Source organism: Rhizobium sp. BK176 (assembly GCF_024808055.1).
In genome coordinates this window covers 212,890-238,846 of the sequence record NZ_JANUBV010000001.1, presented here as the reverse complement: position 1 = coordinate 238,846, position 25,957 = coordinate 212,890, and the positions used below count along the sequence as shown (strand labels likewise).

The window sequence follows — 25,957 nt, the reverse complement described above, 5'->3', positions numbered from 1 at the left end:
TGCGGCGTCTTGATTTATTTCGACATTCGATGCTTTATCTTAAATTGCGTAGGGGACATCAATGTCCCATCGTTTGAAATTGGATTGAATAATGACCGAAGACCATGATTTGTCGAAGGCGACAAAATTCGATCTCGAGCGACTTCGGGCGTTGATTTCGGCCGAGCGGGCGAACGCGCGCATCACCCAGGACGACGTGGCGGCGACTATCGGTTGCAGTCGGAAATGGGTGTCGAGGTTCGAACGCGGTCTGTCGGTGCCAAATTTCGAGAACGTGATCGCCTATGCGTCGATGTTCGGGATCGGAATTTCCATGGACATTCCGGAACGGGTTCCGGACCTCGAATTGCCATCGCGGGGAATTTCGAAAGTCGAATGACTTATCGGAAGCCAGTGTAACGGGTAGTCGAGGTCGACAAACTCGAATTTTTCAATTCACGCTTCTGAGGGTGTCTTCCCGAAGAAACTGACGCACCCCGAGCGCCTCTGCGAGTTCCGGCATCAATCCGAACTGTCGGCGGAATTCCTCCAAGTCCGTACGGATCACGTCAGTCGACGGGGGTGTCCAGAAGCTGGCGTTTAAGTCAAACAGAATCTCCTCAGTCGATAAGGTCGGGATGTCGCGCTTTTTCATTTGTCACCGTTCCGTTGGGTTGGCCGAATAATGAGCCTTCATGATGTCAACGCCCTACCAGACGTCTTCGGAAAAGAGCTCGCTCCCGCGGTTGTTTGGCATCGGGTGTTCGTCCGTCCCGAAATTTTCGAGCGCCGGATAGTGGGCGAGCTTTTGACCCGGGAATGCCGCCATTTCTTCGGCGACGAGCTTCCATGCTTCCTCACGCGACACGTACCGCGCTCGGTCGGTGACGAATCCCTGATCGCAGTCGAGGTTCGCATGGGGCTGATCGGGATAGCATGGGTCGACCAGTCGGCCGACCTGACCATGGCGGGCCGGCGCGAGAAGCGAATAAACACCCTTGTCGGGGTGTAGGAAAGCAGCGCCGATAATCCGTTCGAATGCCATTTTACTCTCCGTCTCCCTCGTCGTCGGGAAGGGAATTCAGCAAGCCGTCGATTTCCTCCTTGAGAGTTTCGAGCGAGACACGGGTCTGCTCGACGCTCACCGACGTGTCGGAGAACACCCGCTTGATGGCCTCGAGGGCTTCCTTGTGGCGTGTATCGGAGTTCGCCATCTCACTTCCCATCGCGTTTTGCACGTTCCAGCTCAGCTCTCGCCTTGCCCTCTTCGGTCAGGATCAGGCGGTCGGCGCTGAGACCGGCGTTGCCCTTCCAGTTGGCAAGTGAAAGTTCCACGAGCTTCTTCGCGGGCGCGTAATTGTCGTTGAAGCGGTCTTCGCCCTTGAGGACATCCAACAGAGCGTTGACCTGCGCCGTGGACAACTTGGCTTGAGCGCCAACTGGAGGTGTCGTGGTGTCCGCCATTTGGTTCGTCTCCTGGGCCTGCTTGCGGGGGAACGAGAAGCGACTGCCGCGTAGCGTGATTTCCTTGCCGAGCACCTGGCGGGCGATTTTGGCAAGCGCCTCGTTGTCGAGATCGTGGAGACCACGAGCTACGAAGAACTCCATCTCGCGTCTATTCATAGCCATGAATGCTCCTGTCGCCTTCGAGGGCGCGGTTTAGCATCGGCGCTACTCTATTTCAAGACCTCATTCGCGCGCTCGCGGAATTCTACGGCTGAGGGACCGCCGCGAACCGGGCGGCGTCCCAAGGTTGCGCCCAGAACGATTGTTTGCCAGCTTCGCCGCCATTCTCTGCGCTGACCCGGACGCACTTGGTCCCGTCGGCAAGCTGTCCGCGGCTGTCGCAAGCGCCGAAGTAGCCCTTGGAAGCCCTCGCGGCGTCGATAATGGCCATCTGGGTCGTGCCGATCACCCGATCGAGGTCGGTGCGCACGGCCAGGACCGCGTCGGCGGCGGCCGTCGCCTCGGTGACCTCTTCCGGCGTCGTCGCCCGCACAAGGCCGTCTCCGACCGCCGAGAGGATGGCGTAGCGCACGTCGAGCGCCATGATGTACTTGGTCAGGGGATTGTCTTCTCCCCTGCTCTCCTTGGTCAGGTCGGCGAACATCCGGCGATGCTCCCTGTTGATGCGCATCGCGTCCGTGATCGCGGGGAGGGACCGCTTTTCGAGAAAGAAGGGCGTTTCCTGGGGCATTGCTGCCGGTTCAAGCGCATCTTCATGATCGACGCGAGGCGTCTCCGCCGTCTGGAGGAGCGAGAGCGCTCCAGCCTGATCGGTCGACCCGAATGAAATCGCAAGAGTGAGGAAGGTACCGACTAGAAACGCGCGCATGGCTGCCCCGCAGAGTATCGAATTGAATGACTTCGTCTCTACAGGCTAAGAGAGCCTCGGGACGCTTGCATAGGTCCCGACGGCGCGTGCCGTGGGGTCTGCATCACGAAGAAACAAGGAGTTGCCGAAATGTCGCTATTTCCGCCTTCGTTCATGGCCCGTTTGTCGCGCGAACCGTCGACTTTCTCGCGTTCCGGAACTGGGAAGATGCCCGTAAAGCCACTCAACGTCCTCTTCGTATGCAGCCAGAACAAGCTGCGCAGCCCGACCGCAGAACAGGTCTTCTCCACATGGGAGGGCCTCGAGGTGCTGTCGGCAGGCACCAATAACGACGCCTGCACGCCGCTAGACCGGGAACTGGTACAGTGGGCGGATGTCGTCATGGTCATGGAACGCGAGCATCGCAGCAAACTACAGCGGAAATTTCGCTCGGCGCTTGGAGGAAGGCGCGTGATCTGCCTGGACATCCCGGACGACTACGAGTTCATGCAGCCAGAGCTGATCAGCCTGCTCGAAGCCAAGGTCCCTCGCCTCCTTCCCGGAATTCGCAGGCCAACGGCGGAAAACCGGTGTGCCATCCACGACGGGAACGCCCCTGCTCCTTGACCGTCGACGGCCGGATGGATAGCGTCACGCCCGAAATGGGTGGCTTTGTGCGCCCGTGTAATCGAGGAACTGGCTATGACTGTCGAACGCAGGCGCGCGCTCGTGGAGAGGATTTTCGGCGCTGCCACCGAAAGAGGTGTCGAGGTCGACACCGATCCGCTTTTCAGGTCGTGGATCGAGGAGTGGATCGCCGGGGAGATCGACATGGACGAGCTGCGGCGGCGCTATGCCGATCTCAGGCGGCTCAGGTATCAGGAGCGCCGTCAGAAGAAAGTCGGGGCCGTCGCGGCCGCACCGATGTCGTCCGAGGCAACCACCTTCGAAATCCCGCCGCTGGACCAGAATTCTTTGGAGGCCGTCCTCATCAGCCTCCAGAACCATGTGGGCGGTCCGGCCGACGACGGGCCATCGGGCCCGGTCGGTTGATGTGTCAGGTTGGAATGGGGAGTTCGATGACGGCGGCGGTAGAGACGCCATCAGCCGAAACGTCTATGCCTTTCCCCATTGCCAGGGTCTTGAGAACGGATTTTTCAGCAGGGAAAATAAAATTGAAGACCCCGTGTGTTTTTTGCTTGACCTCGGAAGCCTGGTTTTCTAAAAAGTAGACATACGGCCATGGTTGCGGTTCCTTCTAACTTCATCATGTAAAAGAAACACCGCGCCGCTTTCCGTAGTTCCAAGAATGGCTCCCTCAAGGAGCCATTTCTTTTTGCTGCGGGTCGGCCTGTCTTTTCCATGAACAGGAGTATCGATCGATGAACGCCATCAACACCTCCATCAAGATGTCGGACGACATTCTCCTCGTGCAGAACGGTTACGTGGCCGTGCCTGACCTCGCGGCCGCCGATGGCGCGAAGATCGACGATCTCCGCCTGCAGAGCCTCGGCACGATTGTGTCAAACCTCGCCTATTACGGCTACGTGCCTTCGCTCGCCGCGACGCAGGCGATCATGAAGCTGTCGGACGCCGGCATCTACGAGTTTTGGAAGAACGCCAAGCCAGCGCTCGCCTATGTGACGGGCGAGGACCGCAATATGGGTGATTTCGTCGTCTACAAGAACTTCCCCAAGGAGGTCCTCGAGATGTCGCAGGCCCGCTACTGGTTCAATCAGATTCTGATGTACTGGGGTCTTCCGAACGATCTCTTCACCGAAGAAGTCGAAGAGCGTGGCGCGCTCTCCGAAAAGACAGGCCTCAAGGTCCTCGATCTCGCGGACGGAGAGACGACGTCGGGAATTTTCGTCAAGCTCTGCAAGACGGCCGCGAAGTGGAACGACTTCCAGAACGCGCAGGCGAAGCACCTTATCGCGGCGATGGATGACCTTGTCGTCGACATGGACCAGTTCTCGTTCAAGGAAAATGGCGTCACGTTGGTCGCTCACTGCATCGCCGCGGCTGTTTCCGGCGAGCGCAAGGTCGCGTTCTCGACAGCGACGGACGTATTGCGTTTGGCAGCCGCCCTTTCCGAGGGCGACGTCTCGTTGCGCACGAAGTCCAAGTTCCGCAAGTTCTCCCGCCCGGAACGCCGGTTCCTGCTGGGGCTGATCGAGTCCGCCAAGCATATCGAGGAAGACTTCGCGATGCGCAAGGAGCAGTGGAAGCGCCTGCTGTCATATCTGCGTCCGGCCGACTTCAATGTCGGGCGCGTCTCCGCTGCCTATGACCTCCTCTACAACAAGCAGGTACACACTCTCGATGCCAAGGTCGAGAAGGCGATGGCGGTCAAGGATATCGGCTCGCTCGATCTTCTGAAAGCACGTCCGGGCCAGCTGCTGCGCCGCCTGCACAAGGCATACGACCTTTTCGGCCGCGAGGCGTTCGATGCGTTCAAGTCGGTTTCGCATGACCTCACAGTGTCCCAGTTGGTCAAGCTCGACGGTTATCTGGCCACGGTCAACGACCGCAAGTCCCTCGTCTTCACGCCCAAGGGCAATTGGACCAAGGCTCAGTTCGTCGAGAACGGCAAGGCGAAGATCGATGACGCCGATCTCGCGGACCTGCGCGCATTCATCTCCGCGGAGGTCGGATCGCGCCTCGATGCACTCTATCCGTCTGGCTTCAACGTCGATCCGGCGACTAAGGACGTCAAGCTTCAGGCGAACGGACAGGAACTGGCGGCGTATGGCCGAGGGACGGTCTTCGATATCCCGGACAATATGAAGTTCCTCAGGACCGCGAGCTATTGGGAAGCCAAGCGCGAGTCTGGCAACGTCTGGTTCGACGTTGGCTGGAATTTCTACGGGGCTGACTGGGGCCATAGGGGAACGGTCAGCTGGGATTCCACCGAGCCGTTCTCGAGCCAGTCGGCTGTCTTCTCGGGCGATCCCACGAATTCGAAGGACCTCAAGGGCCGCGCCTGCCAGATGATCGACCTCTACCCGCAGAAGCTGATCGCCGACGGTGTCCGCTACGCCGTCTGGAACGTGCTGTGCTACAGCGCGATCCCGTTCGAGGGCGCGACCGATGTGCTTGCCACATTGCAGTGGGGAGAAGAGCCGCAGGAAGGCAACCTCTATGAACCGGCGCGCGCCCAGATGGTGTTCCCGCTGACTGGCAAGTCGCTGACGAAGTACGTCGCCTATGTCGACCTCGTCGAACGCAAGCTTGTCTATATGGATGTCGGGTTCAGTGCCAACATTCATTCGGCACAGAGCAACGAGGTGGAAATCGGCGAAAGGATGCCGGCGTTCGTCGAGTACCTGGCATCGCTCCCTTCGATCCACGACGTGTTCTCGCACGGTCGCAAGGGCGATATCCAGGTCCTCTATGGAGACGAAGGCGTCGATATCGACGGCAAGGCGTGGGTCTTCCGTCGTGGCAACGCCGAGAACGTGGTCGAGCAGATCGACCTCGAGCAGTTGCTGAATGCCAAAGGAGACGTCGTGGGTGCGCGAGCGGTCGCCGAGCGCGCTTAGGTACCTCTGGCGTAGTATCGCGCGTGCGCAGGCCTTCCCTGAAGCTGGTGGGCCTGCCTTTCCGTTCGTGTATCGTACGAAGGACTTAATAGTGTTTGACGGGGTAAGGGGCTACGATACCGACGGCCGGATTATTGGCAGGTAGGCTCCCATGAATCGTTTGCTGATGGCATCTATTGCCATGATGACGCTCTTTTCTGTCGCCGAGGCGGTAGCAGATGATGACGAAATACAGCTTCTCGATCCCGGTGCCGCCACCACGCAACAGCAGGTCGATCAACCGATGCCTCTGCTTCATGGGGGTGACGAGCCGATGCCACTGCTCCATGAAGGCGGCGACGAACCGATGCCTCCCGTCCCAAAGCGAGAGCGCGAACAAGCGCCGCGGCAAGACGTCGGGAAGCTGAACGAGCAATGTAAGTACAACTGGGACCGAAGTTGTGAAGCCAACTGGGGCCAGGAAATGAATTCTTGCAATAATCTGTTCGGGGGAGCCTACGGAGACCAGGATCAGCGCCATCGGTGTCTCGCGGACTCGGAGAAGCGATACGACAAGTGCACGAGCAGAAACGTCCAATGGTACGGTCCGCCGCTCAATCGTTGCGCACTGAAATGAGCTGTTTCCTCGTTAAATGAAGACGCCGCCGGGAAACTGACGGCGTCTTCATTTAGCAAGATTAATCTACTAAATCCATGTTTTTAATACGCATGCTCATCTGCAGCCGTGAAGAACTGTTCGAGCGATTCGATACCTTCCTCGTACAAATAATTCTCGACGCCTTCGCACGCCGGATCGAGATAAGGCTCGATGAGAGAACGGTTCGAAATGCGTTCGGCGAAGTAGTGGCTCATGATGCCGGCACCTTCGGTGTGGAAGCGCTTGCGGCCGCAGTTGTTCATGCCGTACCACATGTTGCGGTCCAGCTTTTTGATGTAGGCCATGTCGTGTTCCTTGAACACGCCGCCCTTGGCGCGCGCTCGGTCGAGCATGGCGTAGATGACCGTGTTCTCGTAGGCGTGCTTGCTGCCGATCGTGTCGATGACCTTGCGGAGTTTGGCGTCCTTCTCGTGACGCTCCACGAAGGCCTTCATGGCGGCCGTCCCGTCCTTGCCGCTGGCCCAGGCAATGCTGAGCTCTTCGCGTTCGTGCAGGCTGATGTTCTTGGGCTTGTCGCTGTTGAACCCGGGGAAGACCTTCTCCAGCTTGAGGTAGTGGAGCGCGCACATCAGCAGGACGGCCTTGCCGTTCAGCGTCGCACGGTCGAAGCCGTGCCACTGCTTGCCGAGCTGCTCGGTGAACACCGCGCGGCAGGCTTCGTGGTCGAGTTCGTTGTCCTCGAAGCGGATCGCGTTCTTCTTGAGCCATTCGGGCGGCGTCAGCGGAGGGCCGATCTCGGCGTCCCTTTCGTCCGGATCGAAGTTCGCGGAGTAGGTCGCGACACGCCAGTTCTCGGCCTGGAACTTGGCGAAGCTCGGAGCCTTGCCCTTGCCGCCAGCGAGCGAGAACGACGTCTTGTAGCCTTCGCCCTTCATGCGGTACTTGATCGCGATCGCCATCCCGACGATGGCAGCGGCGATAACCCAGCTGACCTGCTCGCCGACCGTCTTGCGAACCAGTGCGAAGTTTTCCCAGGTGATGTGCTTCGGGTTGTTGGCATCGCGGCGTCCATCGAAAAACTGCTCGATGAAGTCCTTGAGCATCGAGCCGCCTTCGCCGAGGCCTTTGGTATGCTCGATGATCCAGATGAACGCATAGTCAACCGCGAACGCCGGGTAGACGATAGCGGACTTCGCGTAGGTCCAGACGCACCACGCGCCGAGGATCACCAGGACGGCCGCGATGAACCACACCATTTCGATGTTGCCGCTACCGTCGCCTTGTTGTCCCTTACCAGCCATTGTTCTCTTCCCTCTTCTATTCCGTGCATGTCAGTGACCGGTGGTCACATCAGGTCCCCGATGGTTCGCTTCTTGCCCGCTGTGACGGGTGTGCTCGGCGGCTTGGGCGCGGGGTCCTGTCGTTTCTCGGGGACCGGCGTTTCCACTGCTCTCGGCGGCTCCGTCGGGACCTTCTCCTCGAAGGCTCTGCGCTCCGCATCAGGAGGCCTTTGCGGTTCGAGAGCTGTACGTGGAGGTTCCGGCGCGCGATCGTACTCAGGCGGCCTCGCTGGCCTCGTGTCGTGGCCGCCGCTCCATTGCCCGCTGTCGGCTTGCGGCGGGTAGCCCTGTGGCGGATACGGATGGTACTGGGGCTGCGGTGGGTACGGCACGTAGGCGGGCTGCGGGGCGTATGTCTGCGGCGGATAGGCCGGAACCGGTTCCTCGCGGCGCGTCCTGCCCGACTTGCGGCTGCGGCGCTCGAGAATGGAGTCCACGATAGCGTCGAGACCACATGCGTCGATGACGGCCTTCGGCATATCGCCGGACTCCACCATGGCGATCATGCCGCGGCGGAGCATCGTGCGGAACACGTCCTGGGGGCGGTCGAAGCGCGCGCAGGCGTCCCAGATATCGATGAGGACGTCGTCCTCCCGAATACCCGGCTTCACGTATATCTGAAGCGATTTGGACCTCTGCGGCGCTTTCAACTGTCTTCGTCCGATCTCGTGGTTTCAGGGGCGCGGAAGAGCGCTCCTTTTGAGCCTTGGATTATTCGCCTTGGGAGGCGAGCAGCGCCTTGTGGCGGGCGAATTTATGGAGGCCGCGGGCGTTCGCGAATTCAGGGTCGGGAACGATCTCGCCGTTGTGCGGAAAGCTCTTGAGGAGGCCGGTGAACAGAGCCGAACCCCCGCCGACGAAGACGACGTTGTCGATCGATGCGCCGTTACCGATGACGACCTCGATCGCACGCTTCAGCTTGCCTTCGAACTCCTCGAGGACGGCGTCGACGATATCGGAGATGTCGCGCGGCTTGCCCCAGAGCTTGATCGTCTTCTCCGGGTTGCGCATCGCCTTGGCGAGGTCGGACAGCGGCAAGTTTCCGCGCACGTCGAATTTCCGGGCAATCCCGTGGGAAAGACCGGCGTACACATCCAGCATGCCGATGTTGTCCGTGCCGGAGCGCTGATGGTCGACGCTCGCGCCGCCGTTCATGACCGTGGCGATGTCCGTTGTGCGGCCGCCGATGTCGATGATCGCGACCGCGCCGTCGATGTCGTCGCGGACATTGAGGTCGTTGTCCAGAGCGAAGTCGACCCATGCCGATACCGCCTGGCAACCGACGTTGACGTTGCCGATCTTGGGGATGATCACGTCGGGACCGCCGGCCTTGACCGTCTTCAGAAGGTTCTCGCGCTTCAGAGCGATTTTCGCCTCGTCCTTCTTGCCGTCGCGGAAGAAGTCGGCAACTGGGAGGCCGGTCCACAGGTCGATGTCGAATTTCGACAGGTCGGCCTCAACGAGCGCGTGGTTGACGAGGACGCGATCCAGCACGGAGGTGTGGAAGCCGTCGAACTTGGTGTCTTCGCTTTCGATCAGTTCCGAAACGGTGAAGCCAACGCCGTCGACCTCGTAGAGACCGACGAAGCCGTCGCCGTTGATAGAGCCGATGCCCTGCTTGCCCGTGCGGATGGACGACCTGCGCACCTGCTTTACCTCGGTGCCGTCGGGAAGGATCGTGTAGAGTTTCGTCTGGGCGTAGCCGTCGTCGACGGCGACCAGCAGCTTTGAATCGTTGTTCGACATGGTGCTAACCTTTGGTTTGTCGTTGCTTTGGCGTCTTCATTTCGCGAAGACGAGACTGGCATTCTTGAAGTATGAATCGTATGTGACTTCCGTGCCAACCCAGGCGGGGAAGTTATTTATGGACTCCGCGTCCTCAGATTCGATCTCGACGATGACGAGGCCCTCGTGGCGGCCCTGAAACTCGTCGACCTCCCAGGTCCTGCCGTCGAATTCGACGAGGTGGCGAAGCTTCGTGAGCGTCAGGTCGCCAGCATGGGAAACGAGGCTGCGGGCGTCTTCGTACGGGACCGAATATTCGTATTCGTCCGTGGATATCGCCGTCGCCCCGAACTTCATCGTCAGGAAGCACTCGGGCTCGGAGCTGCCGTCGCCGGTGAGGAGCGTGCGGATGCGCACGCGGACCGAACGCTCGCGCTCGGCGACCAGGTAGGCCTGTTCGATGAGGAAGGATTGCGAGACCTCGTCGCGCCATCCGTCGCCGCTCACCTTGAACTTGCGCTCGATTTCCTTAGTCATGGCTGTCGCCTGGCTCTGGGTTTCGGCGCAGCGCGTTGCGGGCTGCATGGGCCCACTCAGAAACGCCGTTGTCGCGCGGCTTGAGGTTCCGGCCGACATGGGTCTGGAAGATGGACGGGCTAGGCATCTCGACGTCGTCGAAGACGTATTTGATCGGGGAGGAGTATTCTATCGTGCTGGCCATATCAGAGCTTTCCCTTCAGGAGGTTGGTCCCGTCCTTCTTCACCTCGTCGACCACGACGGGTTCCCGGTTGACCGGCTTTTCCCAGGCCAGACTTCGGCGCTCGTAGTCGACCTTGCGCCTGATCTTCTGGAGGCGGAGCGCCGGTCTGTAGCTTCCGGTGAACCATGCGCGCACGGCGCGCAGCGATCCCATGAAGCCAAGGCCGATACGCTCGACATAGAGGGCAAGCGCGACGACCACGAGGTCCAGGCCGATCGTCCAGAAGCGGATGTGCAGCAGGGTCGCGAAAATGACGACACCGACGCGAACGTCGAGGAACAGAAAGCGCGCCGGCTTATAGGTGTTCTTGAAGTGTGCCATCTCAGTCGTTTCCCTTTGTGTCGATCCTGCGGGCGTCCCATGAATCTGACAAACCCGCTGGTCCAGCCGCCGATGCGCTAGCTATCGATGTGTTCTTCATCAGGAGTTTCCTCCGGTCTCGGCGATCTGCTCGAAGGTCTCCATGGTGATCGTGCCTTCCGCCAGGAGTTCGAGAGCCGACTTCAGCATAGTCTTGCCGACCACTTCGCCCTGGGTCAGCATCCGCTGGATCAGGAGCGGCCACTGGAGCTGCTTGGTCTTGAGGAAGCGTTCGCGGGTCTTGGGGTCGAACACCATGAACTCGCGGCAACCCACCATGCCGCCGCCGACCTTCGGAACCAGAATTTGGACGACGATCATGCGCAAAGCGCCCATGAGGTCGATCGACATGCGGTCGCGGATTTCATGCGGAAAGACGTTGATCGCGCGGTTGATCGTTTCGGCGACCGAGTTGGTGTGCATGGTCGTGTAGGTCAGGTGACCTTCCTGCGAAATCTTGATCGTCTCTTCGATGGTCTCCGCATCGCGGGATTCGCCGAGGATGATGATCTTGGGCTTGCGGCGCAGGGAGTTACGGGCGGCGTAAGCCCATTCGGAGATGGCCTTGTCGCGTGGCTTCAGGTGCCGGCCGACATGGGTTTGGAATACGGTCGAGCTTGGCATCTCGACCTCGTCGAAGACGTATTCGATAGGGGACGAGTATTCGAGTACCTTTTCGTTGGCATCAGGCCGCTCGACGATCATCCGGATAATGGAAGACATCAGCGTCGATTTGCCGGAGCCAGTCGGGCCGCAGATGAAAATGATGCCGTTGGTGGGCCTCGTCGCGCGCAGGAGCTCGGGCTCTATTTTGAGGACCTCGATCGGGATCGGCGAGGACGGCAGGGTACGGATCGTCAGCTGCATGCCGACGCCGCCTTTGATACGACCGGGCGTGATGTTGACACGGTAGCGGCGGATGCGCTGGCCGCGGATGCGGACCTCGTGCGAGACGTCCAGGTCGTTTCCGGCCAGCGCTTCCGCCGGTCCGTTTTCGCCGTATACGTACCGAACGCAGTTTTCGATCTCGTTGGAGGAGATCGTGCGCGACGTCACGCGGCACAGCTTGCCGCCGATTTCGGCGATCACGTGCTGGTCGGGAGTGATCGTGATGTCGGACGCCTTGCGGTCGCCGCACCAGCGCAGCATGTCATCCAGCTTGACGCTGTCCAGATAACCGTCGAGCGGATAGACCGATCCGTCATGCGCACCGCCGAAATCGTTCTTGAGGATGACCTCGACCTGTTCGTCGGAAATCGAAGCGTTCTGGAGGAAGACGATCTCGATCGAGAAGCTGCCGTCGTCGGTGGCTGTCGTCATCCGGTTGTAGGCGATTTTTCGGCCGCCCTTCGAGTCCACGTATTCGGTCGTTTGGACCCGACCCGCGTTTCTCGCCAGCTGCTCGTCGTCTGCCGAAAGGACCTTGTGGACGACCGCCGCAATCTCGAAGCCGAACAGAGGACGGTCGTGGAGCTCGAACGAAAGCTCCTTGAAAACCGCCTCGATCGGAAGGCCGGGAGCGATGCGTAGAATCGAAATTTCGTTGTCGACGCAGTGTTCGAGGATCAGTCGATAGGTATCAACGTCGAATTCGGTACTAAAGGGGTATATCGGCAGGCCGTTGATTTCTATGGTTTTTTCAGTCATTTCGGCCTCCTTTATTTCGATTCTCAAATCATGTTTTTCGATTCGCCGACCCCGGAATTCGATTCGAAATTCAAAGAATTCGATTCACGATTTCGGGGTCGGTGACGTCTGACTAGAACCGACCGTCCCCTCCGCTGGTTTTTTCGGTGTTCGAAACGACTGGCTTTGGCTGCGTGGTCGGTGCCTTCGGCTTTACCGTACGCGGCTTGCGAGGCGCGGGTTTCGGCTTTTCCTCGACTTTCGGAGCGACCTTGTCCGGTCCCTTCGGCTCGCCGGCGGCGTTCAGGGTGGTGGCCGAGGCTTCCCATCCCTTGTTGTTCACCTGGAGCTGCGGTTCGGCCGTCATGCGGATCGCGTTGTCGTTGACGCGCATGTCCTGTCCGGTGCCTGTCGTGCCGAGCGGAGCGGCAGTCAGGATCGGCGCGGAGACCTTGTTTTCCTCGAGAAGCGCCTTGTAGCGCACCATTCCGGTGAAATCGCGGTTCAGGCGGTCGAGGTTGGCCTTGAAGATTTCGTGGGCCTGCTCGCGGCCCTTGTCCCATCCCTGCTTGATCCAGCGGTTCCAGCGGTCCTTTTCGCCTTCGGTCTGCGGCTGGAGGGCCTCGGGGGGCTGCTGGGCGTCGTCGAAACGGACGATCAGGTAGGTCTGCCACATGGGCGCGACGGGCGTGAACCGGGACTGCTCTATGATTTCGTAGACCGTGTCAGCCACGCGCAGCGTCTTGCCTGCATCGAAGGCTTCCCAGGCGTCGACGGCTTCCGAGATGATCGGCGGGCTGACCATCGTGTTGTTCGGCCCCTGGAGCATCAAATTCTGGAAATTGTAAGCCTTCGTCATCAAATTGGCGTTGGCTTGCAGGCGCTTGTTGATCTGCGACGTCTCATAGGCTAGGCCGGCGCGGGTCCCATAGGCGAGCGCCGTTTCTTCCATGGCGGGCAGGCGAAGCTTGTCCTCGCCTTCCTTGGGTTCGGCCTTCTTCGGCTTGTAGAGGTCCTTCGCCATGATCTGGTCGAGCGACTTCGTCGGTGCGGTCTTGAAATCTACCTCGCCGGCCTTGTAGCCGGGGTTGATGTCGGCACGCAGCGGGGCGTCCTTTGGGCTGTCGATGACCGCCTGACCAGGCATGGTGTTGCTCGTCGTCGTGCATCCGGCGGTCGAAAGAGCGATCAGGGAGACAGCCGCTAGGTATCTGAATTTCATGGCGTTTCTCCTAGATCACTTGCCCCAGCTCGGGGAAGTTCCGGCCGCCTTGATCGGCTGCTGCTGGGCCTGCAAATAGCGGAACTCGATGCGCTTGGCGTTCGGGTCCACCGAGACTTCGCCGAATGGGAAAGCCTGAAGGCCGATATCCTCGAGGGCCTTGGCGGCCGAGATGTCCTCGACGCTGACATGGACCATCGGCGGGATCGAAGGACGGTTGCCAGTGATCTTGAACTGGTAACCGACGAGGTTCGCGATCTTCGCTGCCGCCTCGTGGGCAGGACCGGACCAGTCGATGGTCGCCGGACGCTTGAGTTCTTCGGGAAGGCTGGATTCGTCGAGGGCAGACGGCGTCGGAGTGGTGCGGGCTACCTGCACACGGGCCAGCGTCTCCTGGGCCTTCGATGCGCGGCCTACGGCGTCCGCCAGTTCCTTGTCGATGGTCTGGGCGTTGTAGACATCGGAAATGTCGTTATCCGGGGTCTTTGTCGTGGAGCAACCCGCCATCAAAAGGGTCGCCGCTGCCACGGATGCGATGAGTACTGCCTTAATTGACATCTGGGGACGTTCTCCTGACTTGGAACCGGTTGTCTGCACGGTGCTGGCAATTGATATCTCAATCATGGTCACCGCAATTTACCTGGGCCGCAAGACCTTTTAATTCCGCCGACAGTTGGAACGCGTCCTCCTGAAATCCTTGCGATTTCCGCGCAACTCATCTCAATTTACCCTTCTACGATTCGAGACTCCGGAAACGAGATTCAAAGACGTGAAATATCGATTCAAAAATGGAAATCATCGATTCGACTTTCGAAGGACATTTTGAGGTTTGGAGGACTCGGGTATTCGTCCTTCGGTTTCAGAGAGTCGAAACTCGTCGCTTTTCGTGGTTCGGTTTCCGTTCGGAACCTGAAGTTTTTCGAGATCGCTGAATCGTGCCGGAAGTGCCGATCACGACCGCGGCGATTCTTCGAGACGATCATTCGAGGATGTCCGGCGACGTCCGTTTTCGGTCGCTTCCCGGGCGAAGTTATCGCCGGCCGCCGGCATGTCGATGCAGCGTTTGGTCTGGCTGCGTCGAGGAGCGGAAAGTGGCGCGCCAGCAGTGCTTTAGAGCTGCTCTGCCGGCGGGAAACGGCGTTTAATCCGTCGAATTCCGAATCGTGCATCGAAGAATAAGAATCGCGTTTTCTTCGTTCGAGCAAGAAAAGCGCGGAAAACCCGAAGACTTCGATTCTACTTTCGAAGAGTTTCCCGATTTGCGATTCGGAAATGAGGAATCGCGATTTTTATATAGGAAGTAATGGGGAGAACACGTTACTATTTTTCAAAGCCCCCTTAGCGGGGTCCTTGAAAGCGAAACCCCGTAAAATGGCCTTCCCGAGGCCGTGGAGGCCCTATGGACGCCCTCAATTCGCCGTCGGACGGCCAGACGAACGCTTCGGCTGAAGCCACCCGTACGGGACCACAGGGGGCCTCCCCGCCTCCGGTTGCCCGCAAGCCAGACTTCGGCTCCGTGCCGCCCCGTCCGGCCAACCAAGCCCCCGCCATGGGGGCCGTGCTGCGCCGCGAACCGAAGCCGCCGATCGGCAGCCCCGCATGGCTGGCCCGCCCCGCGAGCTGGGACATCGCCCCGCTCTCTTCCAGTGTTGACAATGCGGAGCGGCGACGCCCCTGGGACGGAGACGCTGGCAGTCACCCGTCGGCTCGCAGTGTTGACAATGCGGAACGCGCCGGGCCTTCCAATCCCCGTGGCTACCGCGAGGCCGAAGGCTTCGATGACGACAACGATCCCATCTCGCTGTTTCCCAGTGTTGACAATCTGGACGGCTTCGACGCGCCTCCGGTCGGTCAATATATCGAACCGGCCCGCTTCACCCGGCTTAAGGGTCCGCAGACCTATCGCCCTCAGGGACGCTCAGGTCCGGACAAGGAAGTCCAGAGGCTTCTACGGGAAGCCAAGAAGCAGCAGGTGGTCGACCGAGCGAGAGCGCGCGGCCGTGATCCGAACGAAGGGGCCGAGGAAGTCGTCAAGGGCGTGACGCGGTCCGTCAAGACGCAGCAGCAGTACGTCGACCGCGGCAACCAGTTGCTCGCCCGTTACCGACGCGAGCGCGGGATTATCCAGGACGACCTCCTGTCGTTGGACACCGTCGAGTTCGCCGACTGGGTGCTCTCGCTGAAGCCGACCCTCAAGGCGACGACATGGCGTCCTTACAAGCAGTCGGCCAAGGCTGTCCTTGCCACCCTGCCGGAAGCGGACCAGGCGATGGCGATCCTGGACGCGGACACGAGCGAGTCCGGAAGCGAACCGGAACGCAAGCCGACCAAGGAAAAGAAGAAGGGTGGCCGGGAAATGATCAGGCGGACATCCGCCCTCAAGGCCAAGTCGATTTCCAAGCCGGACTTCGACCGCATCGTGAACTACCTACGCTTCCTGTCGTCTTCGAAATACGGACACACCCTCGCCGACTGGCTGGTGGCGGGCATAGCGACCGGGCTGCGCCCGGGGGAGTGGATGGCCACCAGTCTGGAGATTTCGGAAGACCCCGATGCTCCGAAGGGTCGCTACGTCTGGCTCTATGTCCTCAATGCCAAGAGCACCAACGGCCGGGGCAACGGACAGGCGAGAACAGTGGACCTCTCAAATGTGCGCGATGAAACCGTCGAGGCGATCAAGCGGATGTGCGACCGGGGACGCGAGTGGTTGGTCCGCGGCACCTATGGCGACATGCAGGGCCAGTGCGCCCAGTTGCTCTACAATACGGCCGAGCGCATGTTCCCGGGTCGCAAGCTGTCGATTGCCCTCTACACGACGAGGCATCAGTTCCTGGCTAACGCGAAATCCTATCATCCGCCCGAGGCCGTCTCTGCCATGGCTGGTCATGGGGTCGACAACACGGCGATGGAAAACTACGGCAAGAAGCGGTCTGCCTGGAACATGGACGACATCGAAGACAAGGCCAACCCGCTGCCTGAAGAGGTCGCCACGGTGAAGCGACGCCATACCTTCTACGAAGACCGGGTAAAAATGCAGGAAGCGGCCGGCATCAAACCGCGCGGCATGGGCATGGGCGGCGACGATTGAGGCCGGATAGATGACCCAGGAAATCGGAATGGAAGTCGTCAGGGAACTCGCGCCCGAACGTGACGAAAGCCGCCATGTAAAGCCGTACCAGATTGCCCATGCGAGACAGGCGGCCGTCGGTATCGCCGCGATGAAGGACTGGGAGCGCGATGTCGTCGCAGACTTTCTCGATATCCTCGCCGTCAACATGGAAGCCGGGGCTTCCCACATTGGCTATCCGGAGATGATGTCGATCGCCGACATGGTTCGGACCGGTGGCGATCATGGGGGTCTCCTGATCGGCGAGCCGTGGCTGGCGAACCGTAAGCTCAACGCAGATCAGGTGGCTCCTTTGAATGCGGCCCTGATGCGCCATGTCTTCCGCACGTATAAGCTTTGGGAACTCAGAAAGCACGGCTTCAATTACCCAATAGAGTCAGAAATCGTCCGGCTGGTGAAGGAGTTGGATGTCACGTGCCTCCGGTCGATTTCCATCGCGCTATACAAAATCGGTAGCACGGATGAGCGGGCCAATCGTCTTATGCGCTGCCTGGATTTCGTTTTGGCTTGTCTGGGTCATCGGGACTCCATCTTGAGCATGGCAACCTACGTCGCCGTATCCATGAGATCGCTCGATCCGACTGACGGACGATATGATGGCGAGCTATCGCGCCGCGCTCGTCTCGTGCGCAATTGGACGAGGCTTTCTTTGGCCTATCAGAGGAATGCCGCCGATCCGTTTCTCCAGGTCGGGAAAAAGATAAGGACAGTCAACATCGACATGCTTCGCCTTGGCGAGGGTAGCGCGGCCATGGTTCCGTTCGACGACGAGATCGTCATTCCGGGTGTCGCGGATGAAGACCTGCCAGTCCCTGCGTTGATGAGGCCATTCCTCGGACCGCCGCAGGCGGAACCTGATCCATTGCGCCCGTTGCCTTCTCAACTCAGCAGGATTGCGTCTCGGAAACGGGCTAAGCTACTCCGGTGGACAGAATCCGATATTGCGGTTTCGGCCGGGTCGCCCGCCAGCAACGGAACAGCCATCCTCCTTGATCGTATCGGCGGCGAGGACACGTCGTCCTTGGGTTCGACCTACGGGTTCATGCTGACGCCGCTCCGCCTGGTTCCTTCCGCGATCGACCCGGATGCCCTCTATTCACGGCTGCAGTCTGAGTTCCCATGGATGCGAGACCTCAACATTGCCGCAGCCCGCGCGACCTCGATGTCCATAAAGAAGAGCGATCCGTATTGGCGGATGAACCCGACGGTGGTGGTTGGGCCGCCAGGAGTCGGCAAGACGCGATGGATACGGCGTCTGACGGAACTGGTCGGGATCGGCTCTCATTCATTGAGCGTCGCGGGCATCGACCACGACAAGTCCATTCGCGGAATGGAACGTGGATGGTCCAATGCCCGTCCGTCGTTTCCGGTGCTGGCGTTCGAGAAAACCAGGATCGCCAATCCGATCTTCCTCATCGACGAAGTGGACAAGACCGAGAAAGCCGGGGTGCTGGATTGCCTGATCCCGATGATGGAGCAGGAGACCGCACGACGTTATCCGGACCAGTTCCTGCTTGGAAATCTCGATCTGGGTCACGCGACCTTTCTTTTCAGTGCCAACGATGTATCGAAGTTGTCCCCGATCCTGAAGTCGAGGCTGGCGGTTGCTCAGGTGCGATCGCCGACCCAGGAAGAACTGGGGCGCGCGGTTGAAGTCGTGATATCAGAAGAAGCCGTCACCTACGGACTCGGTTCTGCCGAGGTGGAAGCGGTTTTAGACGCCGTGCGAAACGGGATGTCGAAACCGGCCGAGCCCTTCCCCAATCTCCGTGCCGTGCAAAAGCTTGTTGCCGATACGATCGGGTCTGTCGTATGGCAACCTCCGGGACCGAGGCTGGTCACGTAGGTGCAGCGCGTGATCAGATTGCCTGAGGGCTGCCCTCGAATTCCGCCAACATCTGATCGAGGCCTGCTCGCAGTGTGGCGTAGGCCCGGTCATAGCGTTTGCGGATCGACTTCTTTTCGAGCGGCAGGCTGGCAATCCTCTCGTCCGAGTTGTTGTCGAGATTGTCGGCAAGCTTGACGATGATGACGACGAGGTCTCTCGCCGCGACGATATCCGCGATCCATTGCTGGTAGACCGGCTTCGGGTCCATGCGGGCCAAGGCGGAAAGGCGGCTCACCAGGCTTTCGCTGCCGCCGAGTGCGAGGACCTCTTCTTTCGTTGCCTTCCCGTCTTCGATGAGATCGTGGCCGATAGCGACAAGCAGAGATTCTTCGATATCTGCGTCGGACAGCATTCCGGTCGGAAGAGACTCAAGGAGTTTTCTTGTGTTCGACAGAACCCGGAGAAGATGGTCGATGTATGCCTCGCCCGACATGCTCGCCTGGCCTGCATGGCGCTCGCGGACGAAGTCGAGGAAGGTTTCAAGCGTCAGTGTCATGACGACCTCATGCCATTTCGATGACATCAGGTCAATCTCGATGTCATCAATTGGAAACAGAATGGATGACGTCAGGTCGTATTTCCTCTTTGGCCGATGCGTGCGCGGGTCTAAAATTTGTAGGTTCGGTGCATGGGATGATCGATGTCGATAAAGAGCTGGTTCAGGAACAAGGGCGAAACGCATGTCGTGAGCGGCCAGCCCTCGCAGGACGAGGAACTCGAGAAGATTCAAGACGAGCTCGAGGACGAGATGCTGGCTGATCACCTGTCGACGGTGTTTTCGAAAAGCGTGACAGCCCCTCCTCAGGTCGAACCTGTCGATGTTCCACCCGCAGACCAGGCCGGCCGCGCTCTGGAAATGCAGACGCAGCACCTGTTTGAATATCATTCCGTCTTCCATCGTCGCCTGTGGGGCAAGACAAGCGATATGCCGCAATCCGACCGTGAAGTGGTGGCCGATTATCTGGATGTGCTGGCGAACAATGTCGGATACCGCGGCATCTATCTCGGGTCGTCGCAGCTTCTCGAGATCGCCGCCCATCTCCGCGAATCCCGGATGCAGACATCGCTCCTCGTCGAACCGTGGATGTCGCCTTTCAAGATGCGGCGTCGCGATGTGCGCGATCTCTACATCCATCTTTGCAACCAGGCCTTCTCGCTGCTGTCCTCGGTGGGAGAACCGGAAGGCGCGCGCAAGGATTGGGCTTCGGAAGTCGAGCGGGCGAAGGACACGATCGGCCGTTTCGATCTGATCGCGTTCGCCACGGTGAAGTCGGCCGTCGAGGCGGTCTCGCTCGAAGACAACGATCTCGGCGCGCAGTCTCTCCAGATGAACATGGATTACGTCCTTGCCTGCTGCGGAGATCGTGGTGCGATGTCCAGGATGGCGGGCTACATGGACTTCCTCGTGCGCAACGATCCGTTCGTGTCGACCAGGGCGGAGAATGCTCCCGACGAGGACGACGTCCGCCGGATCGTCGGGCGGTCCTGGATGAGGCTCGCCGCCGCGGTTGCGCACAGCGGTCTCGATCCGTTTACCACCGCGAGCGACTGGTTGCCGAACATATGGCTGGACCTTCGATATATCGACGGCGAAGGGCCGAACACTGCCGAACAAAGGGGTCTGGTGATCCCCGCTCTCAGCGCGACGGTCGATCGGCGTTCGTTCGCGCGGCGCGGATGGAGGGACGACCGCTATGGGGAGTGGCGGGGTGCGTCTCCGTCGCGTCCCGTCCTGAACACGGAAAGCCCGGAAGACGACGAGCGGGCGGCCGTTGTCGCCAAGGTCATGGAACTCCTGAAGACTTACGGTGAAGACGCTGCAATTGCCGCGATGACCGCGGGGCGAGACGTCGAAGGCGGCGACCTCGTCAGGATGGCGGATCGTGTTCGCGCCAATCCCGGTGTGATGGCGGCTTTGGCGGCGCTCGAAGCGGCTGACCTCGCGGAGGAAACGGGCAAGGAGCGATCACGCCGGATCGCGCGGGCTTTCGCGGAATCGATGATAAGGCCCACCGAGGGAACGACGGCCGATCTCATCTCCAAGCTCGTAGACAAGAAGTCCGAGCCGGTCTCAAGGTCAATGTCGACAACCGCGATAGCAGTTCTCGATCACATCGGGCCAAGCGAAGCGACGACGCGATCGGAAGGCCGCGCCGAGGAAACCTATGGCCGTCTGTTGCATCCCCTGCCCCTGGCTGTGAGCGATATCGATGCCGATGCGGTCTACGACGCACTTCAGGCCGAATTCCCGTGGATGAAGGACGCCAACCAGATGGTAGCCGTCGCGACCGCGCGTCAGGACCGCCAGAAGATCAAGCATTGGCGGCTAGAGCCTTCCCTGCTCGTCGGCCCTCCCGGCGTTGGCAAAACCCGCTGGATCAGGCGCGTGTCCGAACTGACGGCGGTCCCGACGCACACGATCTCGCTCTCCGGCGTCGCGCATTCGAAATCGATTATCGGAAGTGAGCGCGGATGGGCATCGGCACGTCCTTCCTTCATGGCTTACGGTTTCTTGAACACGCTCCGGGCCAACCCGATTTTCCATATCGACGAACTCGAGAAGACGGGATCGAATGCCAACGAGCCCAACATTCAGGAATCCTTCCTGCCGATCCTGGAGAAGGAGACAGCGCGCGCCTATCCCGACATGTACCTTCTCGGAAACTTCGATCTCAGGTGGGGGTCGTACCTGTTCAGCGCAAACGACCTGTCGAAGGTGTCTCCCGTCCTGCTGACGCGCCTCAAGGTCATCCACGTGAGAAAGCCGAACCAGACGGAAGTGGACAAGATCATCGACACCATGATCGACGAAGCCTGCGCGAACGAAGAGTTCACGGCCGACGAGATGGATGGCATTCGGGAACGGGTGGCGGCAAGGGCGACGCGGATTTACGTCGAGTCCGGAGACCTTCGCGATGTCCAGCGTCATGTGGAGGAAGAGATCAGGAACTCGGTGTGGAAGCCGCGCGGTCCATATCTGGTGAAGTCATGATTTTGTCCGGACGAGGGTTTACAGTCCTGCGATGGGGTCTTATAAAAGAGAGGCAGTCATTGCAGTTCTCCTTTGTGCTGGCCCGTCGTTAAGGCGGGTCTTTTTTGTTATGATTACCGGGAGTGTCACGGATGGTCACCGATGCAAAGCTGAAGAGCTTGCTCGATAAGGCTGCCAAGCTGGATGAAGAAATCGAAGCTGCGGTGAACCGTGAGGCTACGTGGTTTGAAGACCGGTACGAGTGGTTCACCGAGTGGATCGACTGCGCGGTTTGCGTGCCGATCGCGTTCGTCATGATCGTCTGGTGCGACTTCGTTGACTGGATCGACGACGCCATCTGGAAACTGAAAAACCGCCATGGCTGACCACGGCGGTTTTGTTTTGCCTGCATTGATCGGGCTCTGTCAGTTGCGCGGCGTGTGCGGCGCGACGTCGAATTCGTAATTCTGCTTCTCGACCCATTTCCTGAAGGCGTTCCCCGGGGTGGCTCCTTCGGCCATGGCCTTCTCCGCCTTGACCGCATGACGTTTCCCTGCCGCGCGGTCGAACCGCCGGCGTTCCCAATACCCGTCCCGCCGGTAAGCGATCCAGAAGACGCCGTTGTATCCAGAGTGCAGGAACACAAGGTCGGGGTCGACGTAGATGATCTTGGCTTCGGGATAGACATGCTTTTCGAGCGTGTGACCAACGAGCAGCTTTTTGTTGGCTTCGACGCGGCGCGCCATGAGAGACGGGACGCCCGCCATAACGTCGAAGGAAAAATCTTCTCCTTCCTTGAGGTTGCGCGCTGCGAGGCCGTTGCGAACGTAGCGTTGGCTTTCTTGGCTGCTGTCGATAACGGCCTTGAACGCGGAGATTTGCCGGGAATCCCAGCTCATCGTTCCGCCTGACCCTCGGGGCGTTTCGGGGAGCGACCACATGCAGACTTGCTGATCCTTAGTGGAGGACAGGATGACGAAGTCGGGGTCGCTGTAGAGGACGACGGCGGGAACCCTTGTTCTTGTGCTCAGCTTCCGCGAAATCATTTCCGAGGAATTGGAATGCTCGTTTGCGTAGTCGGGAACGAGAAGTGCCAAACGCTTCGCGTCGTCCAGCAAAGCCGCCAGGAGTTCGGTGGCGAGAACCTTCAGCTCGCCACTCTTGTTCAACTCGCCGTCGAACGACAGAGTGAAATGATAGTGTCCGTGCACCTCGGTCATCGTCACATCGGCGACACCCTGCATGGAAAGAACATCGCACGGATGTGGAAGGACGATCTTGGACGGAGCTGCCCCGATCCAGGTTTCGAGTACGGCGGTTTCATCTCGGTCGAGTGTGAAACAAAATCCAGACTTGCGCTCGCTCAAGGCAACCTCTCACATTCGGCTTGCGTCGAATTTCTGATATCAGAAATTTACGGTGCGTCAATGGGGTTAGGAATTGGCGAGTTCGGAAAGCCTTGTCGCCACGTGCGTGAAGTGTTCGATAGTCGAGCCCTGCTGGATCGCGATCTCCATTGCTTCGTTGGTTGACAGTTTGGAGTGGAGAGTGTTGTGGTCGCCCCTTGGTCCGTAGTCTGCAAGGAGCGCGAAGAAGGCGGCGTTAATAATGTCGGGCAACTCGAAGCATCGCAGACCCACGGAGCCGCAACCGAAGCTCAATCCCTTCAGGTTGACAGGAAGGTCGTCGCCAATCGATTGAAGCGCGCGGTCGAGGCGGCCGCCGTCGGTGCGGAAATAGCCTGTGCCAAGTGTCGCCATCGCCAGAAGAACTTCCGCCTGGTCGTATTTTCCTGCCACGGATTTCTCTCCTCGAACGAAATTGGCTCGCCTGTCTTGCCACAGCGGAAGCGATGTGGCAATTGACGTCTTCAATTATTCGGAGCATCGGCATGGAACTACCGCTGAGCAAACAAAGACTCCATGAACTACTCGCCCGCTATGAGGCGGGAGTGACGATTGAGATGGTTGGCGGTATCGACACCGGTGTCTACTTTTCCTTCAAGGGAAAGGCGAAGAGAAAGATCGATCCCGGGGAGCGGTGCGGCGGGCGCATCTTTCGTCAGCATGGATTCTGCTCCGAGGCGATCATGCCGACGCGATCGGAAATGATCGGTCGTGGCGGGGTCGCTCACGGACAGGAATTGTTCTTCGCGCGCTGCGCGGAAAGGCAGAAGAAATTCGAGCGTTGGATGCGTGACTACGCTTCGCGCCGAGAAGGAAATGAAGGGAAGTCGGAATGAGTAGTTTTCAGGTCCCCGTGGTCGCCATCGACGCGATTGAAGGACATCCGAACGCGGACGCGATCGAGGTTGCCCTCATCCACCGCTACAGGTCCGTCGTGCGAAAGGCCGAGGGTTACAAGCCAGGAGACAAGGTCGTCTATATTCCGCAGGCTTCCGTCGTTCCTGACTATCTGATGAAGCGGATTGGACTATGGGACGAGGCGAAGGGCATCGGCCGGCTCGGCGGTCCGAACTTCAACCGAGTGTCGGCGTCCAAGTTCCGCGGTCTTCTGTCTCAAGGTATTTGCCTTCGCGTGACACCCGATGAAGTCGACAGCGATCTGGTCTGGGTCGATGGCGAGGACGGCCGTACGGCCGCGCGCGTCGGTGACGACCTGTCGGAATTCCTCGGTGTCACAAAATGGATTCCGCCCATCCCGGAGGAGCTGCTTGGCGAGGTGTTCGCGCCAGGCCGCGAGTTCACCGTCGATTTCGATATCGAAGACGTCAAGGCGTTTCCCGATGCGATGATCGAGGGCGAAGAAGTTGAGTACACCGAGAAGATGCATGGTGTCTTCACGGCCATTACGATCCTGCCCGCTCATGACGCGCAATCCCCGGCCATTGCCGAATTCGCATTCGGACCCGACCGAAACATGCTGCTCTACTCAAAGGGTCTCGGCGCACAGGGTCTCGCGTTCAAGGCAATCGAGGCCAATGACAAGAGCATCTACGTCCGCGCAACGGTCGGCCTGCGCGCGCGCCTCGCCGAATTCGGGGCTTCCATTCGCGAGCCGTTGACGATCATGGGCGAGACGTTTGGTCCCGGCGTGCAGGACCTGCACTACGGCAAGGAACTCGGCTTCCGTATGTTCGGCGCTTGCAGCGGCTACCGGGGCGGCCTCGAACACTACGGGCCTGATCGCCGTGCGGAACTCGCGGCTGCCCTCGGAATCGGGCAAGTCCACTGTTTCTATCGTGGACCTTTCTCGTGGAAAACGCTTGCGGAACACACGGACGGCAAGACCGCGACCGGAGCCGATCACATCCGCGAGGGTGTCGTCGTAGCACCCGTTGTCCAGCGCGATCACATCCGTCTCGGGCGCGTGATCGTGAAGTCGGTTTCCGAGCACTACCTGCTGCGCAAAGGCGGCACGGAATACAGCTGAGTGGGGCGGGAAACCGCCTCTTCACTCATTCTCTCACAGGTGACGGAAAATGTTCAAAGACACAGACAGTTCGGCACTTAGGCTGAAGCAAGGGTTGGCCGCGTTCGCCTTCGTCATGCTCGCTGCGTTTTTCGGTTTTTGGGACTTTGTCTGCGACGAAGGATGGGTTGCGGCCAGAGGTCTGGCGACCTGCGTCGGACTGTTGTTTGTCGCTCTGCTCATCCTCGAGCGGGTCGTCTCGCCTTCCCTTGGCGACGGAAGGCGGAACGACCGTCAGTAGCTGATCCAGCGCGCTGTCAGCGGTCGAAGCTTGTTGATTCCGGTGTCGTCGAGAACTCCCAGTTTCTTGAGATACCACCGAAGCTCCATGGGAACGCGCGGGACAAGGTCAGGTCGTTTGCGCAGCTCACGGAAGTTCATCCACTCGCACGCCTCGCCGTTGAGGGTCATGAGCGAATTCTTCCAAGGACCGAGTCCGTATTCGACATACTGGACACGAGCCGAGCCGTCGGGCTCCGTGTCGCGCGATCCGCCCTTCTCCCACTGGAACATCAGAGCGAGGTCGAGATCGTCGTCACGGCGCTGCCAGCGGCGGGCGTAGTAGCAATCGGGATAGAAGACGACGTGGTCTTCATCGCCGTCTTCCGTGACGTTGATGCGCTTATAAAGCTCCGTCGGGAGTCCGAGGATGAACGTGTCTTCTTCCCGCTCGCGCACATTGGAGTAGAGCGCGTGCGGTGTCAGGTATGGCGCGCGGTTCGGCTCCGACGAAAAGTATTCGCGGTCATAGAGGTCGGGATCGATCTGGAACATGGAGGGGTTGGCCGTCTCGAATGTGTGTTCGAGGGTTTCCCATGTATCCTGCGTTTCGCAGTCGAGAGTGACCGCCTCCTCGAAGGCGATCCACGGCATTCCCCAGCCCATCGTCGTGCAGAAGCTTGAACTCATCAGCGGGCGACCAGAAGCACGAGTGCCGGAACCAGGGCAACAGTGCCGAAGAATGCTGCGGGGTAGTGGCGGGCGACGAATTTCGAGACCATTTCCAGACTCCGATCAGACAAAACAGTGCGCTTGAGTAGCAGTGGTGTCTTGAATTGTCAACATTTGGCCA

Annotated in this window: 30 protein-coding genes; 11 read left to right on the top strand and 19 right to left on the bottom strand. The window is 59.7% G+C overall.

The genetic code is table 11. The features are described 5' to 3' along the window. The first annotated feature begins 91 nt into the window (after positions 1 to 91). Positions 92 to 379 (top strand): helix-turn-helix domain-containing protein, encoded by a 288-nt coding sequence (locus tag FHT76_RS01390; protein ID WP_259183833.1) that lies wholly within the window; start codon positions 92 to 94, stop codon positions 377 to 379. A 51-nt stretch (positions 380 to 430) separates the two neighbouring features. On the opposite strand, the gene FHT76_RS01385 is transcribed toward FHT76_RS01390, so the two are convergent. From FHT76_RS01385 to FHT76_RS01365, 5 genes are all read right to left on the bottom strand, one after another. After that, on the bottom strand, positions 431 to 634 hold the full coding sequence (locus FHT76_RS01385; protein ID WP_259183832.1) for a hypothetical protein: 204 nt from the start codon (positions 632 to 634) through the stop codon (positions 431 to 433). A gap of 54 nt (positions 635 to 688) precedes the next feature. Continuing rightward, complete coding sequence (locus FHT76_RS01380) at positions 689 to 1,024, bottom strand: hypothetical protein (RefSeq protein WP_259183831.1); 336 nt, start codon at positions 1,022 to 1,024, stop codon at positions 689 to 691. 1 nt (position 1,025) lies between these two features. Then, positions 1,026 to 1,193, bottom strand: a complete 168-nt coding sequence (locus FHT76_RS01375; RefSeq protein WP_259183829.1) for a hypothetical protein — start codon at positions 1,191 to 1,193, stop codon at positions 1,026 to 1,028. Position 1,194: 1 nt separating this feature from the next. After that, positions 1,195 to 1,608 (bottom strand): hypothetical protein, encoded by a 414-nt coding sequence (locus FHT76_RS01370; protein WP_259183828.1) that lies wholly within the window; start codon positions 1,606 to 1,608, stop codon positions 1,195 to 1,197. A gap of 82 nt (positions 1,609 to 1,690) precedes the next feature. Next, the gene (locus FHT76_RS01365) at positions 1,691 to 2,314 is read right to left on the bottom strand and encodes a hypothetical protein (protein ID WP_259183827.1); all 624 of its coding nucleotides are present in this window, start codon (positions 2,312 to 2,314) and stop codon (positions 1,691 to 1,693) included. A gap of 207 nt (positions 2,315 to 2,521) precedes the next feature. On the opposite strand from FHT76_RS01365, the gene FHT76_RS01360 reads away from it, so the two are divergent. The 3 genes from FHT76_RS01360 (at position 2,522) to FHT76_RS01350 (ending at position 5,835) form a co-directional block, all read left to right on the top strand. After that, the gene (locus FHT76_RS01360; RefSeq protein WP_259185549.1) at positions 2,522 to 2,920 is read left to right on the top strand and encodes a low molecular weight protein tyrosine phosphatase family protein; all 399 of its coding nucleotides are present in this window, start codon (positions 2,522 to 2,524) and stop codon (positions 2,918 to 2,920) included. Positions 2,921 to 2,995: 75 nt separating this feature from the next. Beyond that, positions 2,996 to 3,346 carry a hypothetical protein gene (locus tag FHT76_RS01355; protein ID WP_259183823.1) on the top strand — a complete coding sequence of 117 codons (351 nt, stop codon included), beginning with the start codon at positions 2,996 to 2,998 and terminating at the stop codon, positions 3,344 to 3,346. Positions 3,347 to 3,675: 329 nt separating this feature from the next. After that, positions 3,676 to 5,835, top strand: coding sequence for a hypothetical protein (locus tag FHT76_RS01350; RefSeq protein WP_259183822.1), 2,160 nt, complete (start codon positions 3,676 to 3,678; stop codon positions 5,833 to 5,835). 85 nt (positions 5,836 to 5,920) lie between these two features. On the opposite strand, the gene FHT76_RS01345 is transcribed toward FHT76_RS01350, so the two are convergent. From FHT76_RS01345 to FHT76_RS01300, 10 genes are all read right to left on the bottom strand, one after another. Further along, the gene (locus tag FHT76_RS01345) at positions 5,921 to 6,355 is read right to left on the bottom strand and encodes a hypothetical protein (RefSeq protein ID WP_259183821.1); all 435 of its coding nucleotides are present in this window, start codon (positions 6,353 to 6,355) and stop codon (positions 5,921 to 5,923) included. Positions 6,356 to 6,534: 179 nt separating this feature from the next. Then, complete coding sequence (locus tag FHT76_RS01340) at positions 6,535 to 7,734, bottom strand: hypothetical protein (RefSeq protein ID WP_259183819.1); 1,200 nt, start codon at positions 7,732 to 7,734, stop codon at positions 6,535 to 6,537. Positions 7,735 to 7,778: 44 nt separating this feature from the next. After that, on the bottom strand, positions 7,779 to 8,423 hold the full coding sequence (locus FHT76_RS01335; protein WP_259183818.1) for a hypothetical protein: 645 nt from the start codon (positions 8,421 to 8,423) through the stop codon (positions 7,779 to 7,781). A 61-nt stretch (positions 8,424 to 8,484) separates the two neighbouring features. Then, positions 8,485 to 9,519, bottom strand: coding sequence for a ParM/StbA family protein (gene parM / locus FHT76_RS01330; RefSeq protein ID WP_259183817.1), 1,035 nt, complete (start codon positions 9,517 to 9,519; stop codon positions 8,485 to 8,487). Between the two features lie 36 nt (positions 9,520 to 9,555). After that, positions 9,556 to 10,035, bottom strand: coding sequence for a CYTH domain-containing protein (locus FHT76_RS01325; protein ID WP_259183814.1), 480 nt, complete (start codon positions 10,033 to 10,035; stop codon positions 9,556 to 9,558). Beyond that, positions 10,028 to 10,219: a hypothetical protein gene (locus FHT76_RS01320; protein ID WP_259183813.1), complete on the bottom strand. Its 192-nt coding sequence runs from the start codon at positions 10,217 to 10,219 to the stop codon at positions 10,028 to 10,030. Before FHT76_RS01320 ends, FHT76_RS01325 begins: the two co-directional genes overlap by 8 nt. 1 nt (position 10,220) lies before the next feature. Beyond that, positions 10,221 to 10,580 (bottom strand): IcmT/TraK family protein, encoded by a 360-nt coding sequence (gene icmT / locus FHT76_RS01315; protein ID WP_259183810.1) that lies wholly within the window; start codon positions 10,578 to 10,580, stop codon positions 10,221 to 10,223. Positions 10,581 to 10,679: 99 nt separating this feature from the next. Beyond that, a complete protein-coding gene (locus tag FHT76_RS01310) occupies positions 10,680 to 12,266 on the bottom strand; it encodes a type IV pilus twitching motility protein PilT (protein WP_259183809.1) in 1,587 nt (528 codons plus the stop codon). A gap of 112 nt (positions 12,267 to 12,378) precedes the next feature. Next, complete coding sequence (locus FHT76_RS01305; RefSeq protein ID WP_259183807.1) at positions 12,379 to 13,467, bottom strand: type IV secretion system DotC family protein; 1,089 nt, start codon at positions 13,465 to 13,467, stop codon at positions 12,379 to 12,381. A 15-nt stretch (positions 13,468 to 13,482) separates the two neighbouring features. Next, complete coding sequence (locus FHT76_RS01300) at positions 13,483 to 14,025, bottom strand: DotD/TraH family lipoprotein (protein WP_259183806.1); 543 nt, start codon at positions 14,023 to 14,025, stop codon at positions 13,483 to 13,485. 841 nt (positions 14,026 to 14,866) lie between these two features. Between FHT76_RS01300 and FHT76_RS01295 the strand changes: the two genes are divergently transcribed. After that, entirely contained in the window at positions 14,867 to 16,555 is a 1,689-nt protein-coding gene (locus tag FHT76_RS01295) for a hypothetical protein (RefSeq protein WP_259183804.1), read from the top strand. A 10-nt stretch (positions 16,556 to 16,565) separates the two neighbouring features. Beyond that, positions 16,566 to 18,440 carry an AAA family ATPase gene (locus FHT76_RS01290; protein WP_259183803.1) on the top strand — a complete coding sequence of 625 codons (1,875 nt, stop codon included), beginning with the start codon at positions 16,566 to 16,568 and terminating at the stop codon, positions 18,438 to 18,440. 13 nt (positions 18,441 to 18,453) lie between these two features. On the opposite strand, the gene FHT76_RS01285 is transcribed toward FHT76_RS01290, so the two are convergent. Then, complete coding sequence (locus tag FHT76_RS01285; protein WP_259183801.1) at positions 18,454 to 18,978, bottom strand: hypothetical protein; 525 nt, start codon at positions 18,976 to 18,978, stop codon at positions 18,454 to 18,456. Positions 18,979 to 19,122: 144 nt separating this feature from the next. Between FHT76_RS01285 and FHT76_RS01280 the strand changes: the two genes are divergently transcribed. Both FHT76_RS01280 and FHT76_RS01275 read left to right on the top strand, forming a co-directional pair. After that, the gene (locus FHT76_RS01280) at positions 19,123 to 21,474 is read left to right on the top strand and encodes an AAA family ATPase (RefSeq protein ID WP_259183800.1); all 2,352 of its coding nucleotides are present in this window, start codon (positions 19,123 to 19,125) and stop codon (positions 21,472 to 21,474) included. Between the two features lie 131 nt (positions 21,475 to 21,605). Continuing rightward, the gene (locus tag FHT76_RS01275) at positions 21,606 to 21,839 is read left to right on the top strand and encodes a hypothetical protein (RefSeq protein WP_259183796.1); all 234 of its coding nucleotides are present in this window, start codon (positions 21,606 to 21,608) and stop codon (positions 21,837 to 21,839) included. A gap of 39 nt (positions 21,840 to 21,878) precedes the next feature. Here the strand turns inward: FHT76_RS01275 and FHT76_RS01270 are convergent, their stop codons facing one another. Both FHT76_RS01270 and FHT76_RS01265 read right to left on the bottom strand, forming a co-directional pair. Continuing rightward, entirely contained in the window at positions 21,879 to 22,820 is a 942-nt protein-coding gene (locus FHT76_RS01270; RefSeq protein ID WP_259183794.1) for a hypothetical protein, read from the bottom strand. A 66-nt stretch (positions 22,821 to 22,886) separates the two neighbouring features. After that, positions 22,887 to 23,252 carry a hypothetical protein gene (locus tag FHT76_RS01265; RefSeq protein WP_259183792.1) on the bottom strand — a complete coding sequence of 122 codons (366 nt, stop codon included), beginning with the start codon at positions 23,250 to 23,252 and terminating at the stop codon, positions 22,887 to 22,889. Positions 23,253 to 23,344: 92 nt separating this feature from the next. On the opposite strand from FHT76_RS01265, the gene FHT76_RS01260 reads away from it, so the two are divergent. The 3 genes from FHT76_RS01260 to FHT76_RS01250 are packed head-to-tail and all read left to right on the top strand — an operon-like array spanning position 23,345 to position 25,126. Then, complete coding sequence (locus FHT76_RS01260; RefSeq protein ID WP_259183790.1) at positions 23,345 to 23,695, top strand: hypothetical protein; 351 nt, start codon at positions 23,345 to 23,347, stop codon at positions 23,693 to 23,695. After that, positions 23,692 to 24,846: an RNA ligase (ATP) gene (locus FHT76_RS01255; protein WP_259183788.1), complete on the top strand. Its 1,155-nt coding sequence runs from the start codon at positions 23,692 to 23,694 to the stop codon at positions 24,844 to 24,846. Before FHT76_RS01260 ends, FHT76_RS01255 begins: the two co-directional genes overlap by 4 nt. Positions 24,847 to 24,895: 49 nt before the next feature. Then, complete coding sequence (locus FHT76_RS01250; RefSeq protein WP_259183786.1) at positions 24,896 to 25,126, top strand: hypothetical protein; 231 nt, start codon at positions 24,896 to 24,898, stop codon at positions 25,124 to 25,126. Here FHT76_RS01250 and FHT76_RS01245 read toward each other — a convergent pair. Next, on the bottom strand, positions 25,120 to 25,794 hold the full coding sequence (locus FHT76_RS01245) for a hypothetical protein (protein ID WP_259183784.1): 675 nt from the start codon (positions 25,792 to 25,794) through the stop codon (positions 25,120 to 25,122). The genes FHT76_RS01250 and FHT76_RS01245 overlap by 7 nt on opposite strands. Positions 25,795 to 25,957: the final 163 nt, after the last annotated feature.